The following is a 15,775-nucleotide window of genomic DNA, read 5'->3' as shown; positions in this document are numbered from 1 at the left end:
TCCAACGGGGCGCGCACAGCCCGCTGTGCGCGCCCGCGGCAGGCTCGAGGGCCGGCGGAGTCCTGCACGAGCAGGGCCGTCACCATGCGTTGCCCTGTGCAGTGGACGGTGGCGGACCTCAGCCGTGGGCGCCGCTACTTGTCGAAGGCGCGGTGGAAGAGAGCTTCGCCTTCCGCCGTGGCCGGGCTGGTGCCGCCGCATACCGGGACCACACCGTCCTGGCCTGTCACGAGGTAGCTCTGGCCGACCTCGAACACGAGGGTCTCGCTCCCGCCGTCGGCCGAGTCGTTGGTGAGCTGGGCGGTGTCGGCGTCACCCCCGCGGAACCAGCGGTCGATCCGGAGCACGACCTGGCCGTCCTTCAGGCTGGTGACGGACCCTTCGAAGGCGACCTCGAACTTGCGCAGCAGGTCGACCGTGGGCTCCATGCACTTGGCGGCGCCGCCAGTCGGGAGGGTCAAAGCCAGCGGGGTGTCGGCGGGTGCCTGATCGCTGTCCGATCCGTGCTCGGCCACCGCCTTCCAGGTCACACCACCACCCACGAGCAGCAGGACCACGGCGGCCGCCGCGAGCACAGAGCGACGACGGCGGTGCAGCGGTCGACCGGCACGGATCGGGACGTCGGTGACGGACGTACGGGCGGTGCGTTCGGTGGTCATGGCGGCCTCCACAAGACGGTCGATGTCGGGTGTCGGAGCCGATGCGGTCGCCGCCGGGTCGGCTGCCCTGAGGTGAGCCAGCAGCTCGTCGTCTTTCATCCATCGCTCCTTTCCTCGTCCGTCTCATGTCCGCCAACGAGTGCGCTCTTTCGCTCGAGTTGGGCAGCGATCTTCCGCTTCGCTCGATGCAGCCGGATGCTGACGGCGTTCGGGGTCAGCCCGGTCGCCTGCGCGATCTGGCGAGGAGCCAGCTCCTCCCAAGCCCACAAGAGCACGACCTCGCGGTCCAGCGCACGGAGTGTGTTCAGCGCCTGGTACAGGCCGCTGTGGTCGGCGCTGCCCGCCGCCGGCGGCTGCTGCGGCATCCGGGCCAGTCGCTCCTTCAGCCGCGCTCTGCGCCGCAGTGCGCGCTGCGCGTTGGCCAGACAGCCGCGGGCCACGCCGTAGCACCACGGCAGGACCTCGTCCGGGCTGAGCGGCTGCTGCTGTGCGAGCATCGGCACCTCGTCGATCCGGCGCCACAGAACCAGCAGAGTGTCCGCCAGCACGTCCTCGGCCGTGTCGGCGTCCGTGCGCCGCAGGAGGAACCTGCGCAGCGGCTCCGCCACTGTGTGCACCAGTGCTTCGAAGCGGGACCGCAGCTCCCTCGATGTTTGCTCTTCCGTCATGGATTCCACGCCCTGCCCTGTCCGGCTGCGGACTTTTCCTTTCGGCCCCCGCGCCACGGCGTGGACACCGATCCCCTTCGCATCGTGAGGAGAGGGAATGTCGCGGGTGTCGTCGGCTGCGTGGGGCGGTGGGCCGGCGCCCCTACGGTCCGCGCGCAGAAGCAAGCCGGAGTTGTGTGCGCTCGCCTGTCCCAGCCGCTCAGTTGCCATACGCGGCCCGAAGCAACTTGCCGACAAGCCGGTTGTCGTACAGCCCTCGGTAGGCGTGTACGAGGCCGTCCTCACCGACTTCCAGACGGTCGTCGCCGTGAAACTCGATGGGTCGATCGGTACCGATCGGCGTCCCCTGAAACCGCCAGGCCACCACCATGGCAGGTCGGTCGACCTCGATGTACAGGCCGAGCCGCGTGAAAGACGAGGAACCGTCGGGGAAGGTGCGCGCCATGTCCATCACGTGCCGTCGGACGGCCTCCCGGCCGTGCCTGGTGTCGCCCAGGGCGGGCTCGTCATAGCGCAGGTTCTCGGCGCACAAGCGCGCGACCGCGTCCCCGTCCAGTTCGGTCCAGGCCCTTTCCCAGCGATCGCAGAGCGCCTTGAGGGCCTCGATGCGAGCCGTGCCGTCACCAGTCATGATCGTGATCTCTTTCTTTTAGTGCGGTGTGCGTGGGGTGACCGCCGGCTCGAGGAAGAGGCCGGGCGTTCGCGTACGGCCTTGGGCTCCGTGCGGGTCGTGAACGGCGGCATACGGCGGGCCTGCCGCGCCGGGTGGCGAAACGTCTGCAAAGAAAGCGTCACCCGGCCACGGGTCGGGGTTGCCGCGTCGTCGGGTCGCGATGGACGGGGCCGTTCGACAGCCGCAGGGAGGCTCCGCTGCCACCGTGACGCAAGGCGACGATCTCCGCCATGATGGACAGGGCGGTCTCCTCAGGGGTTCGGGCACCGAGATCGAGTCCTATCGGGGAACAAAGCCGGGACAACTCGGGGGCGGTGACGCCGGCCGAGCGCAGTCTCTCGAGACGGTCGGTGTGCGTACGTCGAGACCCCATGGCCCCGACGTAGGCCACGGGGAGCCGCAGCGCGAGTTGCAGCAGGGGGATGTCGAACTTCGCCTCGTGCGTGAGCACGCACAGTGCTGTGCGGTCGTCCGTGGGGGTCGATTCCAAGTAGCGATGTGGCCACGTCGCGACGACATCGTCGGCAACCGGGAAGCGCTCGGCCGTTGCGAACACAGGGCGGGCGTCGCAGACGGTGACGTGGTAGCCGAGAAGCTTCCCGGCGGGGGCCAGGGCTGCGGCGAAGTCTGTCGCGCCGAAGATGATCAACCGTGGTGCGGGAACGCTCACCTCCACCAGCTTGGCGAGCGACGCGTCGCAGGACGATCCGTCTTCGCCCACAGCGACGATGCCGGTGCGGCCGGCTGCGAGGTGAGCGCGGGCCGCAGCCACGGCGGCCGCGTCCAGTCCGGGCGGGCGGTGGAAGCCACCATGACGCACTCCGTCGGCCGAGATCACCAGCCCCTCCCCCAGCAGGGAGGACGGTCCTGCCACTACCCGGACCACTGCCGTGGCGACGTTGTGTGCGGCAGCTCTCACGGCGGACGCGAGAACTGCCCGGCCAGGGTCCATTCGGCGCACGGGGGCGATCAGAACATCGAGGCTGCCACCGCAGGTCAGGCCCACCGTGAAGGCATCGTCGTCGCTGTATCCGAAGCTTTCCACGACGGTCCTGCCGTCCCGGAGAGCTTGTCGGCACAGCTCGTAGACGGCGCCTTCCACGCATCCGCCGGAGACGGATCCGATGACGGTGCCGTCCGATGCGACAGCCAGGGCGGCTCCCGCTGCTCGTGGTGCACTCCCGCTGATTGACGTGACCGTGGCCACCGCGAAGTCGCGTTCTTCGTCGATCCATCGCGCCAGTTGTCTGGCGATGTCCAACATGTGCACTCCTGACCTGGGCAAGGGCGAGGGGATCACTTGGGGATGCCCATCCGCCTGACCTGTGCCTCCCTCTCTCCTCGCCGAGGCGTCTCCGTGCACACGACGCGAGATACCCGTCGAACGTCGAACAGGACAGGTCGTGGGGTAAGTCATCGTGGTGCGCAGCCGGACGAGCACCTGCCGCCGGACAAGGCGACGTTGCTCAGCGCACCCTCTTCACCTGCGGCCCGCACCGCTGTCGTGTGGTGCGGAGGGAGCCTCCATGACGACGTGCACCCCCGGAGTGTCCGTGTGAGCTCGGTGCCGTGCGGCAACAGGTGCTGGCCTGCCTAGTGCCCGTAGAGCGGTGGAGTTGTGGGTCGGCGGTGACGGAGCATGGGCTCGTTCGGGACAGGACGCGCACGAAGCAGCTGCTCGACCGCTCGCGCAGCGGGTGCGCGCTGACCCACGGGCAGGCGACCGGGATGGGCACCGCCGCGAAGAAGCGGCGAGGGAGGGGGAACATGCGGAGCGCCGCAGGGGGCGGGCTCCCGGAACCGCGACAGACCGGCTGCCAGGCGGCGCCGATCGCCTGACGAAGCTACGCGGTCTTGAAGCGGTGCTGGTAGGCGCGCGGAGAGACTCCCAGGCGGGCGATGAAAGCACGCCGTAGCGTCTCCATGCTGCCGAAGCCTGACATGAAAGCGGTATCGGTGACGGATTCACCTCGGTCGAGGAGGGATCGCGCCGTGTCGAACCGCACCTGTTCCACGAACTTGGCAGGGGTGGTCCGCAGCTCTTCCTGGAAGAGGCGGGAGAGGTGGCGCGGGCTGACCGCAGCGCGGCAGGCCAGGTCGGTCAGAGTGTACTGAGCCGAGGGGTCCGCCACGATCTCCTCGGTCAGCTTGCGTACCACGGGATTGCGAGGGGCGGTCGTAGCCTCGTCGGCGGGCCCGGCGGATCGGGGTTGGTAGACCACCAGATCCCGCGCCACAACGCTGTGCACCTTCTCTCCCTGGTCGTCCTTCAGCAGCTGCAGAGTCAGCGCAATCCCGGCACCCTCCCCGGCGGAGGTGATCAGGTTGCCGTCCGCAACCAGTTCGCTGTCGTGGATGATCTGGGCCCGCGGGTACAGCTCCTGGAGGCGCCGCGTGTGATGCCAGTGCGTCGTCGCCTTGCGGCCGTCGAGGAGGCCTGCGGCGCCCAGGACGAAGGCTCCGGTACAGACGCTGGCCACCCGCCGGGCGCGGCCGGCGAGGTGGCGCGCTGCGGAGATGTGTTCCGGGGTCAGGGTCCGGTTGGGCAGGCCGCAGCCACCGGTGATGATTGCGGTGTCGAGCGGCCCCTCGTCGTGAGCGTTGGAGTCGGCCTGCAGGGGCAGCCCACTGCCGGTGGTCACGTTCCCGCCGTCCGGCGAGCAGACGACGAGGTCGTAGTTCCTACTGGAGTGACGGGACTCAGCGAAGACCTCGGACGGTGCAGCGACATCGAGCATGGACACACCGTCGACCACGAGAAGGGCCACTCTACGGGTCACGGTCGTGTCCGGATTTGATCCGTTCATGGGGCGATCGTAGGAATCCGCTTGTGGATATGTCAATTGTTTAGAGGTGACTTTCATGTGGCCGCGGTGCGGTGTAACAACCACATGGCGCCGCGGACGACGCCCGCTGTGGACGATGCGACAGCCATCAGGGACTGCATCACCGATGTCATGGAAAAACCGTGCCGCCTGCCGCACGATGGCTCTGCCGCGTGGAGGCGGATTGGGCGCGCGGAGCGGCTCGGCGGAGTGACTGGCCCTTCGCCGCTGGTCCGCCATCGCGATGCGCAAGCCCTCTGAGCTGCAATTATGGTGAAATTCAGGAGTGATGGCGCCGCTCACGCCACTGCCCGGCGTCACGCTCTGGATCGTGCGGATGCCGTCCGTCGAAGACCCGGGCTCCCACCCGGCCGGGTCGGCGCCCTGGATGCCCCGAAGCGGTCCGGCGCGACGTACCGAAGCACCGGGACGGTCCTCGGAGTGAGTCCACCATGCCCGTCTGAGCTGCTCACATATCGCGAATATCGGCCACGGCAGCACCCTTTCATCCCGATCAGCCTGGAGCGATCAGGCCATTTTCGGCCACTGTCCGTTCTGAAATACCCGGCTCATTCGCTGGATCAGGGCAAGCCCACTGCCTCATAGGGCAGGTTTCTCGACCGCAGGATCACCGGGACCTCTCCACAGACCCACTCTCCGCATGCGCGGCACACCTCACGGTGGGGAGAACCCGATACCCCGATGGGCAGAGATGCATGAGATGTCAACATTTTGTACAGTGGAATCATGAGTGACTCACCGCGCTGGCTGACGACGACCGAGGAGCGAGCCTGGCGGGGCCTGCTCCGCATGCACGACGTGCTGGTTCACCGCACGGGTCGGTCCCTGCAAGGAGAGTTCGGGCTCTCCGGCGCCGACTACACGGTCCTCGCCGAGCTGACGCGAGTTCCTCATGGTCAGCTGCGAATGGCCGAACTCGCCCGGACCCTCGGGTGGGAGAAGAGCCGGCTGTCCCACCACGTGGCCCGCATGACGAAGCGGGGACTGGTCGAGCGTACGGAGTGCGCTGACGACCGGCGCGGGGCCTATGTGGCAGTGACCCGGGAGGGGCGGGATGCGATCACCACCGCGGCCCCGAGGCACGTCGAGGACGTCCGGGCGTTGTTCCTCGACCATCTCACCCCCGGGCAGATCACCCTGCTGGCAGAGATCAGCGACTTGGTCCTGGAGAGGATCGACGCCGACGGCTGAGGACCGCGCTGTACCGTCGCGGGCACAGATCGACGTCGGGCTCCCGACGGCGCGGTGCACAGCGCCTCCCGTCGCCCCGCCAGCATCATGCGGGCCTGCGCGGGCTGCCGCGGCGTGCAGATTCCCCTCACCCGGTGCGCCACAGGCCGGGGAAGGACAGGAACGGGTCGGCGTCGCGGTGATGCAGGCCGCCCTGAGGTGTGGAGGGGCGGGGCCGGTCGGCCCCGCCCCTCCTCCTGCTCGCATCGTCGTTCAGGTGGGGGCGGCCCAGGTGCAAAGTGGTGGGGCCGTTCCCTCGAGGTGACGTCCTCGTGTCACTGGCGCACGCGTTCACGAGCGATGGCCACAGCCTCTTTGAGGTTTCCGTGGTGCATGGGCCCGTGCCCGGGCAGGACGATGTCGGAGTCCAGGCTCTCCAGGGCTCGCAGGGACGTGAGCGCCTGTGCGCGGTCGGCGTCGAACATGGTGGGCAGTAGTTGGGGGCCTGCGATGTGCGAGGTGGGATGGGCAGTGACGAGAGCGTCCCCGCTGATGAGGATGCCGCTGCCGGGGAGCAGGTAGGCGCAATGACCCTTCGCGTGTCCGGGTGTGGGCACGGGCGTCGGGGCGCCGGGTAGGTCGAGCGGTGCTGCTGCGGGAAAGGAGCGGGGTGACGTGAGGGAAACGTCGAAGGTGCCGCCCGACGCCATGGCGTGTACGGCCCAGGGCAGGACTCTCGGGCGCCACGCCTGCCGGAGCACTTGGCCGACGGTCACCTGCTGAAGGAAGTCTCTCCGTGCGTGCGGCAGTTCGTCCTCGTGCATCAGGGCGGGGATGCCGTGGATCGCCCAGAGACTCTCGGCTGTGCCTATGTGGTCGTTATGGGCGTGGGTGACCAGCAGGGCGTGGACGGCGCCGGGAGACACTCCGATACAGGACAGGGAGGCGAGGAGGCGTTCGTAGTCGGCCGGGTAGCCGCTGTCGATGAGGGTGACCGCGTCGCCTTCTTTGACAAGGATCCAGTTGGTGTTGCTGCCCGAGACGAGATAGACGCCCTCGTCGACGCGGACCACATCGTCGGACCGCAGGGTCTTGGCCATGGACTGTCCTTCCGGTGCGACCCTCCGCAGCGGAGCGGGGGATGGCGCCTGCCGCCGGCTGGGGCCGTGCGCCGGATGAGGATGCGCTCCGGGTGGGTCGCTGAGTCATATACGTGTGTGGCAGTGAAGGTACACGTGGGTCGACAGGTGCATGTGCCTCGTCTGTCACGTGAGACGGAGGAGGGCCCGCTATGCGCGGTGTCAGCGAGCCTGGCACGGCAGGTTCGGGGGCGGGGGTTTAGCTACGTGAACTATTTGGATAGAGCTCCCTTTATCGATTAGGGTGCAGAATATGAATCGCTCCGGTACCGAGGTTGTCGCTGTCATTGAGACGCGGCTGAGCCATGATGTGCACCGTCGTGCCACCACCCTGCTGGCCCAGGCAGCTCCGCGCCCGTCCGTGCCTCTCAAGGCCCTGGACGAACTGCGCACGTACCTGGTGAAGAACCTGCGCCATCACCACGAGACCGAGGACCGACAGCTCTGGCCGATGATCGTCGAGGCCGCGCCCGACGTGGCCGCAGAACTCGGCTCCCTCAGCGAGGAGCACGACCAGCTGGACGCGGCACTCCACGCACTGGAGTCGGCACCGATCGCCGGCGACGCCGACAGGGAGAACCTGCACAGGGCGGCCGAGCAGGTCCGGGTCCTCGTTCATCGCCATCTCGAGCACGAGGAGCCGATTCTGTTCCCCGCACTCGCCCAGCACGTGTCACCCGAGAGCTGGACGGTCTTCTCCCAGCAGGTCATCGCCACTTCTCCCATGGAGGCCGCGCACCTCACGGTGGGTTTCTTCGACGAAGTGGGGACACCTGAGGAGGTGGCTCTCGTCCTGTCAGGGCTGCCCGAGCCGGCTCAGCAGTTCGTGCCGGCCATGCGAGAGCAGGCGCGGGCAGATCTCGCGGTGCTGTCCGGTTCGGCCGCGAGCTGATCGCGGTGGAACTCGGCCTCGCCATACCGTTCGTCGATCACGAGTCGCTGCTGTCCTGGGCGCAGCGGGCGGATCAGGGCCCGTACCACCGGATCGGCCTGCCCGATCGGATCGTCTACGACAACCCTGAGACCATGATGATGCTCGCCGCCATGGCGGCCGTGACCACGCGCGTCCGCCTACAGTCGGAGATCCTGCTGGCACCGTTGCGTGAGCCTGTCTTGCTGGCCAAGCAGTGCGCCACACTCGACCGCCTCTCGGGCGGTCGCTTCACCCTCGGGCTGGGAGTCGGTGCCCGCGACGACGATTTCCGCGTGGTGGGAGCCGACTTCGCCCGGCGTGGTCGGCGCCTCGACGAGCAACTGGCGGTGATGCGGCAGGTCTGGTCCGGTGCCTCCCTCGCCGAGGGCGTCGGCGCCGTGGGGCCGAGTCCTCTGAGCCCTCGAGGACCAGAACTGCTGTTCGGTGCCTTCGCACCGAAAGCCCTCGCACGTGTCGCTCGCTGGGGCGACGGGTTTTTGTGCGCTGCGCTGCCCGAGCAGGCCGGCGGGATGTTCCACCTGGTCAGCCGGCAGTGGCAGGAGGCGGGGCGAGAGGGTCGACCTGTGTTGATCGGGCAGCTCAATGTCGCCCTGGGCCCGGAGTCGACGGTAGAGAGCGCGCGGGCGAACATGCTGCGCTACTACGGATTCGCGCCAGAGTTCGCCGAGCTGAGCGCCAAGGAGATGATCACGACCGGGGCCGGGATCCGGCAGGCGATCGACGCCTACCGCGATCTCGGGGCGCACGAAGTGATGCTCGGCTGCTGGTCCGACGACATCAGCCAGGTCGACCGGTTGGCGGACCTCGCCGCCTGACATCTGGCGCTGCTCACGGGGCCGCGAGCAAGGCTCGTCTCGCGGCCCCCGCGAGCCAGTCCTCGGCCTCGTCGAAACTCCAGTGCCGATGTGCCACGAGGCTGAACCAGGCATCCTGGCCGACGTAGAACCACAGCAGATCAACCGCCCTGCTCACATCGAGACCGGGCAGCAGCGCGTTCATCTGCTCAAGACGCTCGACGACCGCCGTCAACGCCTTGATGTATTCCGCGTTGCCGGCGGCCAGCACCGCTGAGGCCGTCGGCTCCGCGTGACATTGCGGCACCAGCGCCGCCAAGAACCGCCAGTGCCTCTCATGTGCCTGCCGGGTCCCCCGCGCCGTAGCGTTGATGACTTCGCGCGGATCATCCGTCTCGAAGAGTTTCCGCATCGTCTCGGCGACGCTGGGGTCTTCGATGGCGGGTGCCAGGAGGTCTTTGAGGATGTCCGCCTTACCGCCCGTGCTCGCGTAGACGGTCTGCATCGCCACGTCGGCGGCCGCGGCGATTTTCGCGACCGTCACAGAGGAGTAACCCTCCGTGACGAAGAGCTCTTCCGCAGCTGCCAGGATCGCCGCCCGGGTCTCCGCAGCCCCCTGCGCGCGACGAGATGATCGGTAACTCCTGGTGGCCATCTGCTCCTCACCTTGGCTGCGGATTGCTGTTCGAGGCGGTACCTTACCCGTTTCCAGATGATCACCCACGGCGTTCGTCACGTTCGTCAGTGTTTCTCGGTGACGTGGACCGACCGACCGCGGGCCGACCGACCTCGCTGAGCAACAGTGCGTAACCCGTGTCTGCGAGGAGCCGCCGTCCGGGCTGCCGATCCGCTGCGCATCGCACCGCATTCGCGTGGTTTTCGATAAAGCATGCTCGGCATTCGCCGAACCTGTCGGTGCGATCGGAGAAACGTGCCCGTACGGCCACGCCGTGGCGCTGCTTTGCGATCGGTCGTACCGTCGCGCGGCCAGCGGGGTTCATGGAGAGGGACCCTGAGTAACATGCGCAGCGTCATCCATACACGAAGGAGCAACGGCCATGGCTATGCAATCGCACCCGGTCACGCTCAAGGCGCGCTACACGGACCAGGCCGTGGCGGACTTGGAGGAGAACCGCCGTCGGCAGGCGGAGCTTCTGAGTCATCTGGAGGTCCTGCGGCAGGAGGAGGAGCTGCTGCTGAAGATTCTCGACCTGACGAGGGACTCCGCGGCGAACTCGGGTGCGGCCCCGCAGCGGCAGGAGGAAGTGCCGCCTGCCGCTGGTCCCGCAGCGAACGAGTCGTCGCTCGATGCGCCGACCGGTGACCGTCCTGCGCCGAGCACGCAGGAACGTCGCGGAAGCGACGCTCAGCAACCCCTCCTCAGAGACATCCTCTTGGATCTGCTCAGTGGTCACGGTGAGCCGCGCGCGGCGAAGGAGGTCTGGCGGGAGTGCTTGCAGAAGCATCCTGATCGCTCCACCAGCAATCAGGTAGTGCGCAACACGCTGGAGGGCCTGGTTGCCCGAGGAGCTGTTGCGCGACACAAGCAGAAGCATAGTGTCATGTACACACTCGTCGAAGCAGGCTGAAGCGCCGCATACAGCGACCGGTCTCCGTACGCGGCACTCGTCTCCCGAAATGGGCGTGCCCCTCCTCGTGTGCGGGGACGGGGACGGGGAGCACAGGGGCTGACAACCGACCGCTTCAGCAGCAGACAGCGAACGAGCCCCGGACTCCATCGTGCTACTGCGGTCCGCTCGGACATGTCCGCGGCGCTGCTCGCCGCGTCGGCCGCCGGGACGGACGGAGGCACACAGGTCTGGCACGCCGCCGATGACGCCGGTCAGGTCGATCTGGACAAGGGGCGGGTGTCCAACCGGTATCCGCTGACGCGTCCGGCCGTCTCCGGCCTCCTAGTCGCACGTCGGGCGCAACCGCCGACCGTGGTGACGGCCAGGCGGCAGCCCGCTCGACCGCTCACCGGTGGAACCCGGGCGGTTGCGGGAAGGCCGAACATCGCCGGCACCTTTGAGAAGGCGCAGGCTCGGCCGGGCCTCCACGAACGAAGTCGCGCTCCTTCACGACTCCGCAGCGGCAGTGCTCACAGGGTTGTTTCGAGCCAGGCCCTTGCGCCGTCGGCGGTCAGCGTGTCGCTCGCTCTGATCGTGACGGTGAGCGGTGCGCTGGTGGCAGCCGCCTGCGTGCCGGGTGTCTTGGGACACCGCATGTGTCAGTGGGAGCGAGACCGCCGGGAACGTAGAGCAGGTCGTAGTCGGCCGGATCCACGTCGACGAGAGCGACGGTCTCCTGGATGCCCATGCCACGGTAGCCGGTCAGCTCACCGCCGGTCGGGGTGACGACGTCGACGTCGTAGCCGGCCTCAGTGAAGCGGTAGTAGGGATAGAAGAACTCGACGTCCTCGACCTTGTCGGCGGTCAGGACGGCGACGCGGCCCCGGGACGACTCGCCGGTCGGCAGGGCCACTCGGTTGTCGGCTGGACGGGTGGTGGTGTCAGCCACAGCAGCTCCTTCAGGTGCTTTCTGCTCACACCGTAGGAGCCGCGAGTTAGACTCGAAATCATCATGAGTCCTTCTTCAGCTATAGAACGTCCAGCCTCAGTGGACCCTCTCGAAGAAGTGCTCCGGCTTGTCGAGGTACGCGCCGGACGCGCCTCGACGCTGACGGGACACGGAGGCTGGGCCCTTGGCTTCCCGGCCCCTGACGGCGCGAAGTTCAACTCCGTCCTCTCCGGGTCGTGCATGATCGACACGGACGGCCTGGACCATCCGGTCACTCTGCGCGCCGGCGACTCCTTCCTTCTCACCCGCCCTCAGGAATTCGTCCTCGGCACCTCACCACGCAGTACCGTGCAGCCGGCCTCGCCCTTCTTCAGGGCAACGGGAGGCACCAGCGCGGAGACCGGCCCGCTCGACCAGCCGGTGAGCGCCCGTCTGGTCGGCGGCAGCTTCACCTTCGGCCGACGCGCCCGCGAGCTGCTGCTCGACGCCCTTCCTCCGCTGATCCATCTCCCCGCCCATGCCGAGGGCGCGGCGATGCTCCCCCACCTGCTGACCAGGATCGACCAGGAGGCCCGCACGGGCGGCCTCGCCTCGAACGTCATCACCGAGCACCTGGCCGTCGTGCTGCTCGTCGACGTCGTCCGCTACCACCTCACCCAGCAGCCGGACAGAACCGGCTGGCTTCAGGGGTTGCGCGACCCCGTGGTCTCCGCAGCCCTCCACGCCATCCACGCCGACCCGGCCCGGCGCTGGACGGTACGCCTGCTGGCGGACGTCGCGCTCGTCTCCCGCTCGACACTCGCCGCGCGCTTCAAGTCCGTCGTCGGCCAGGGACCGCTGGAATATCTCACTCGGTGGCGCCTGGAACTGGGGGCACACCAGCTCACCGTGACCGACCAGACCATCGCCACCATCGCCGATGCCGTCGGTTACGGCTCCGAGGCGGCATTCGCGCTCGCCTTCAAACGTGAACTCGGCACGCCTCCAGGGAGCTACCGCCGTGAGTCCCGCAAGCAGGACGCCACTGCTGCCCCCCAAAGCGTTCGCCGGCTGACGTCGGGTGCGTCCGTATAGCTTCGGCACCACAGCTGTCCGTCCCGGTCGAGCGGTGCAGCAGCTCGACGGGACCACAACGCGACTCCGGCGCGCACCTGTTCCTGGCAGGCGAGGAGCGGCCTGTGCTTGCTGGCGTGGCGGCAATGGCGCGACCGCGTCCGCTGACGGCAGCCCCGTCGGCCCGTGCTGTTCGGGCTCTCGTCATCGCCTACATGTCGCGATAACGCCTGGCGGCCGCCAAGGCGGCCTGCATCTCCTGCGCGTTGTGCCGCACACCGTAGGCGGGGGTGTCGCGTTGGAACCGCCAGCCCTCAGACAGGGGACCCGCGTCGACCACGTCGAAGCCAAGGGTGTTCATCAGTTGAGCGACCCGCTGCTTCGCCTGCTCGTCATCGCCTGCGATGGCGAGGGCTCGCCGATTCGGTGTCCCCTCCGCTGTCCCGTCATTCACGATGTCGGCGGCCGCGAGGTTGCTGAAGCCCTTGACCACAGTGCTCTTGGACAGGTGACGCTGGAGCAGCTCCGCCGTCGTCGTGCTCTCGTTGTCGAGCTCTGCGACGTGGCCGTTCCAGTCCGGGTAGTAGTTGCCCGTATCGATCACGACCTTGCCCTCGAGAGCGTCGGCAGGGAGATCGCTGTAGCGGTGGACGGGGACCGCCACCACGACCAGCTCGGCCTTCCTGGCCGCTTCCTCCACCGTGGCCGCCGATGCGTGTCTTCCCAGCTCATCGACCAACTGACCGAGGCTGCCCGGGCCTCTCGAGTTCGCGAGAACCACCTCAAGGCCCGCCCCGACTGCCCGCCGCGCCAGGTGGGAACCGACGTTTCCGGTGCCGATGATGGCGATGACTGTCATGGAACATCCTCTCGAGAGGTCGAGTGACAAACCGCCGTGAATCTCGCAATTGTGCAGCATCCTAGCCACATTCTCTTCGTGTACAACCGAGAGCCGGAGGACCTGGCCGCGTGTACACCGGCGACGCACGAGACCATGGATATAGGTATGTCGTGGCCGCGGATGCGTGGGACCACGTTGCCACCCTGTCGCGAGGGCCGAGGACACCGAGTCGGAGTTGGTGGCTGACCTGTGGGGACAGTCGACGGCAGCGCAGCACGCGAGCAGCGTGCCGGAGTCCCGAGCGACGCGCGCACAGGCAGGCGCAGCGGAGATCGCCGTCGAGGTGGCCAACCCTACGCACTGGTGTCCCTGGGCGACCGCCCCTGGCTCACCGATGGTCCCGACGGCCGGCGGCTGCACCACTCCTCCTCGCCGTGCCCTTCACCGCCCAGGGTGACGACGGCCGGGTCCGGTGTCAGGTGGCCGCCGCTCCATGGGAACTCGCCCCTTCCGGGACGACGCTGAGCCGAGCCTCCCGGCAGGCAGGGCCCAACTGGTCAGGTGCAGCGGATGCGGGCAGCGCTTCGTCGGGGTGCGCGGCATGTCGATGCTGATCGAGTGGTCCCGCACACGCAGTCCCTGGTCGGCGACTGCGGCTGACCGCCGGCCTGCGCACCGGGTGCCGTCGTGCAGCAGGACCGGTTCAGCCTCCGAGGCGGCGTGCGAGGTGAAGCAGTTCGGCCAGGCGCAGCACCCGCCCGTCGAATCCCGGGAGGGGGACATGGAGCGGCTGGGTCCAGCGGGTGGGGATGGCGTCCAGCCCGTAGTACGCCCCCGCGAGGCCTCCGGTCACCGCGGCGACGGTGTCCGTGTCACCACCGAGGTCGATCGCCGCGCGTATCGCGTCTTCGAAGCCGGTGGTGGAGCGCAGGGCCCAGACGGCGGAGCCCAGGCAGGGCCAGACAGCACCGTTGAACTCGGTCGCCTGATCGGGGTGCCAGTCGGGCGAGAGGACTGCGGCGTAGCGGCCGCGGTGGTCGGGGTGGACAAGAGCCAGGACGTCGGGGAGTGCGGTGAGGGGGTCGGTGTCCTCGAACGTGACGCGGATGAGTTCGTGGAAGATCGCGGTGCCTTCCCAGGCCGCGCGGTCACCGTGAGTGAGGGCGGCGATGCGGCGGGCGGCGTCCATGGTGGCTTCTTGGCCGGCGGCCGCGAAGTGGACCGCGGAGGTCGACGCCCGCATCAAGGAGCCGTTCCCCGCCGCTCGTTGGTCGACCTGGAAATGGATCGCGGCGGCGAGGTCCCAGGGCATGCCGTTGGTCAGGACGTCTTCGGTCTGCAAGCCGATGTCCTTCGGCTCTGATGCCGCCCACCGCTGGAAGCGGGCGAAGATGTCCGGCAGATCCAGCCCGCCCCGTTCCAGCAGCGACTCCGCGACCAGGATGGCCATCTGTGTGTCGTCAGTGGCCTCTCCGGGGTCCCAGCCACCGCCTCCGCACATCTCGCCACCGGCACCAGGCGCGGGAAACCGCGCAGAGAACGCTCCCTGGGGACCGAACTCGAAAGGGGCGCCCAGGGCGTCACCCACCGCTGAGCCGACGACCGCGCCGGCGGCCCGCTGAATCCGCTGCATACACGCAGGTTAACCGTGCCGCGCCGACGTCCGCGCGGCCCGATTCTCCTCCTTCGGCGGCACGTCAGGCGATCGAGGCGATCAGCATGGCCGCCGACATGAGGAGCGCGATACCGAGCACGCATGCCGCGAGGAGTCGGCGACGCAGCAGGCGGTACATCTCCCGGTATTCGGTTCGGAGTTCCGCGCCACGCCGTGTGATGTGCTGCCAGGAGAGTCGGGCGAGCGCGACGTACTCCTCCGTGAAACGCTCCTCGACCTCAGCACGCTGGGTGTCGGTGAGCCATCCGAACTGCCGGGTGAAACGGCTGGCTTCCGTCCGTCCCTCGCTGCGGGTGGCTTCGATCAGGAGATGGCCTTCCAACTCGTTGATCAAAACGCCCGCGTCGATCGGCCGGTTGTCCCACGCGGTCATCGAAGGGCCCTCGCAGCCTCGTGCGACTCGACGCCGATCACGCCCACCTCGGGATGGTGCAGGTCGAAGGCTGGAGACTCCGAGCGGATCCGCGGCAGGGTGAGGAAGTTGTGCCGCGGCGGCGGGCAGGAGGTCGCCCACTCCAGGGAGCGGCCGTAGCCCCACGGGTCGTCGACCTCGATCTTCTTGCCGTACTTGGCGGTCCTCCACACGTTGTAGAAGAACGGCAGCAGGGACAGCCCGAGCAGGAAGGAGAAGATACTGGACACCGTGTTGAGAACCGTCAGGCCCTCGACGGCCAGGTAGTCGGGAATCCGGCGCTGCATTCCGTTCGTGCCCAGCCAGTGCTGGACCAGGAAGGTGCCGTGGAAGCCGACGAACAGGGTCCAGAAGGTGATCTTGCCGAGGCGCTCGTCGAGCATCTTGCCGG

General features: G+C 68.2%; 17 protein-coding genes. 5 read left to right on the top strand and 12 right to left on the bottom strand.

What is annotated here, in order from left to right; all coding sequences use genetic code 11:
- Positions 1-134 precede the first annotated feature (134 nt).
- The 5 genes from ACZ5Y0_RS33905 to ACZ5Y0_RS33885 all read right to left on the bottom strand — a co-directional run bounded on the left by ACZ5Y0_RS33905 (position 135) and on the right by ACZ5Y0_RS33885 (position 4,807).
- Positions 135-758, bottom strand: coding sequence for a hypothetical protein (locus ACZ5Y0_RS33905; protein ID WP_469132497.1), 624 nt, complete (start codon positions 756-758; stop codon positions 135-137).
- On the bottom strand, positions 755-1,327 hold the full coding sequence (locus ACZ5Y0_RS33900) for an RNA polymerase sigma factor (RefSeq protein ID WP_469132496.1): 573 nt from the start codon (positions 1,325-1,327) through the stop codon (positions 755-757). Before ACZ5Y0_RS33900 ends, ACZ5Y0_RS33905 begins: the two co-directional genes overlap by 4 nt.
- Positions 1,328-1,526: 199 nt before the next feature.
- Positions 1,527-1,958 (bottom strand): nuclear transport factor 2 family protein, encoded by a 432-nt coding sequence (locus tag ACZ5Y0_RS33895; RefSeq protein WP_469132495.1) that lies wholly within the window; start codon positions 1,956-1,958, stop codon positions 1,527-1,529.
- Positions 1,959-2,118: 160 nt separating this feature from the next.
- Complete coding sequence (locus ACZ5Y0_RS33890; RefSeq protein ID WP_469132494.1) at positions 2,119-3,264, bottom strand: XdhC family protein; 1,146 nt, start codon at positions 3,262-3,264, stop codon at positions 2,119-2,121.
- A gap of 580 nt (positions 3,265-3,844) precedes the next feature.
- Entirely contained in the window at positions 3,845-4,807 is a 963-nt protein-coding gene (locus ACZ5Y0_RS33885) for a GlxA family transcriptional regulator (protein ID WP_469132518.1), read from the bottom strand.
- A gap of 765 nt (positions 4,808-5,572) precedes the next feature.
- Between ACZ5Y0_RS33885 and ACZ5Y0_RS33880 the strand changes: the two genes are divergently transcribed.
- A complete protein-coding gene (locus ACZ5Y0_RS33880) occupies positions 5,573-6,037 on the top strand; it encodes a MarR family winged helix-turn-helix transcriptional regulator (RefSeq protein WP_469132493.1) in 465 nt (154 codons plus the stop codon).
- A 314-nt stretch (positions 6,038-6,351) separates the two neighbouring features.
- Here ACZ5Y0_RS33880 and ACZ5Y0_RS33875 read toward each other — a convergent pair whose 3' ends face one another.
- The gene (locus tag ACZ5Y0_RS33875) at positions 6,352-7,116 is read right to left on the bottom strand and encodes an MBL fold metallo-hydrolase (protein WP_469132492.1); all 765 of its coding nucleotides are present in this window, start codon (positions 7,114-7,116) and stop codon (positions 6,352-6,354) included.
- A 292-nt stretch (positions 7,117-7,408) separates the two neighbouring features.
- Here ACZ5Y0_RS33875 and ACZ5Y0_RS33870 point away from each other — a divergent pair, with 292 nt between their 5' ends.
- Together ACZ5Y0_RS33870 and ACZ5Y0_RS33865 are read left to right on the top strand one after the other, a co-directional pair.
- Positions 7,409-8,047 carry a hemerythrin domain-containing protein gene (locus tag ACZ5Y0_RS33870; protein WP_469132491.1) on the top strand — a complete coding sequence of 213 codons (639 nt, stop codon included), beginning with the start codon at positions 7,409-7,411 and terminating at the stop codon, positions 8,045-8,047.
- 5 nt (positions 8,048-8,052) lie between these two features.
- Positions 8,053-8,904 carry an LLM class flavin-dependent oxidoreductase gene (locus ACZ5Y0_RS33865; RefSeq protein WP_469132490.1) on the top strand — a complete coding sequence of 284 codons (852 nt, stop codon included), beginning with the start codon at positions 8,053-8,055 and terminating at the stop codon, positions 8,902-8,904.
- Between the two features lie 13 nt (positions 8,905-8,917).
- On the opposite strand, the gene ACZ5Y0_RS33860 is transcribed toward ACZ5Y0_RS33865, so the two are convergent.
- The gene (locus ACZ5Y0_RS33860; protein WP_469132489.1) at positions 8,918-9,619 is read right to left on the bottom strand and encodes a TetR family transcriptional regulator; all 702 of its coding nucleotides are present in this window, start codon (positions 9,617-9,619) and stop codon (positions 8,918-8,920) included.
- A 322-nt stretch (positions 9,620-9,941) separates the two neighbouring features.
- On the opposite strand from ACZ5Y0_RS33860, the gene ACZ5Y0_RS33855 reads away from it, so the two are divergent.
- Positions 9,942-10,472, top strand: coding sequence for a hypothetical protein (locus ACZ5Y0_RS33855; protein WP_469132488.1), 531 nt, complete (start codon positions 9,942-9,944; stop codon positions 10,470-10,472).
- A gap of 553 nt (positions 10,473-11,025) precedes the next feature.
- Here ACZ5Y0_RS33855 and ACZ5Y0_RS33850 read toward each other — a convergent pair.
- Positions 11,026-11,403 (bottom strand): DJ-1/PfpI family protein, encoded by a 378-nt coding sequence (locus tag ACZ5Y0_RS33850; protein ID WP_469132487.1) that lies wholly within the window; start codon positions 11,401-11,403, stop codon positions 11,026-11,028.
- Between the two features lie 63 nt (positions 11,404-11,466).
- On the opposite strand from ACZ5Y0_RS33850, the gene ACZ5Y0_RS33845 reads away from it, so the two are divergent.
- Positions 11,467-12,477 carry an AraC family transcriptional regulator gene (locus ACZ5Y0_RS33845; RefSeq protein WP_469132486.1) on the top strand — a complete coding sequence of 337 codons (1,011 nt, stop codon included), beginning with the start codon at positions 11,467-11,469 and terminating at the stop codon, positions 12,475-12,477.
- A 190-nt stretch (positions 12,478-12,667) separates the two neighbouring features.
- Here ACZ5Y0_RS33845 and ACZ5Y0_RS33840 read toward each other — a convergent pair whose 3' ends face one another.
- The 4 genes from ACZ5Y0_RS33840 to ACZ5Y0_RS33825 all read right to left on the bottom strand — a co-directional run.
- Positions 12,668-13,315: an NADPH-dependent F420 reductase gene (locus ACZ5Y0_RS33840; protein ID WP_469132485.1), complete on the bottom strand. Its 648-nt coding sequence runs from the start codon at positions 13,313-13,315 to the stop codon at positions 12,668-12,670.
- Between the two features lie 685 nt (positions 13,316-14,000).
- The gene (locus ACZ5Y0_RS33835; protein WP_469132484.1) at positions 14,001-14,930 is read right to left on the bottom strand and encodes an ADP-ribosylglycohydrolase family protein; all 930 of its coding nucleotides are present in this window, start codon (positions 14,928-14,930) and stop codon (positions 14,001-14,003) included.
- Positions 14,931-14,994: 64 nt separating this feature from the next.
- Positions 14,995-15,345, bottom strand: coding sequence for a hypothetical protein (locus tag ACZ5Y0_RS33830; protein WP_469132483.1), 351 nt, complete (start codon positions 15,343-15,345; stop codon positions 14,995-14,997).
- The coding region (locus ACZ5Y0_RS33825; protein WP_469132482.1) for a cbb3-type cytochrome c oxidase subunit I at positions 15,342-15,775 on the bottom strand (434 nt) is incomplete at its 5' end. The genes ACZ5Y0_RS33825 and ACZ5Y0_RS33830, both read right to left, overlap by 4 nt.

It is taken from the genome of Streptomyces sp. NPDC033216 (assembly GCF_055577115.1).
The sequence above is the reverse complement of the archived record's forward strand: the minus strand, read 5'-3'. Positions and strand labels throughout refer to the sequence as shown.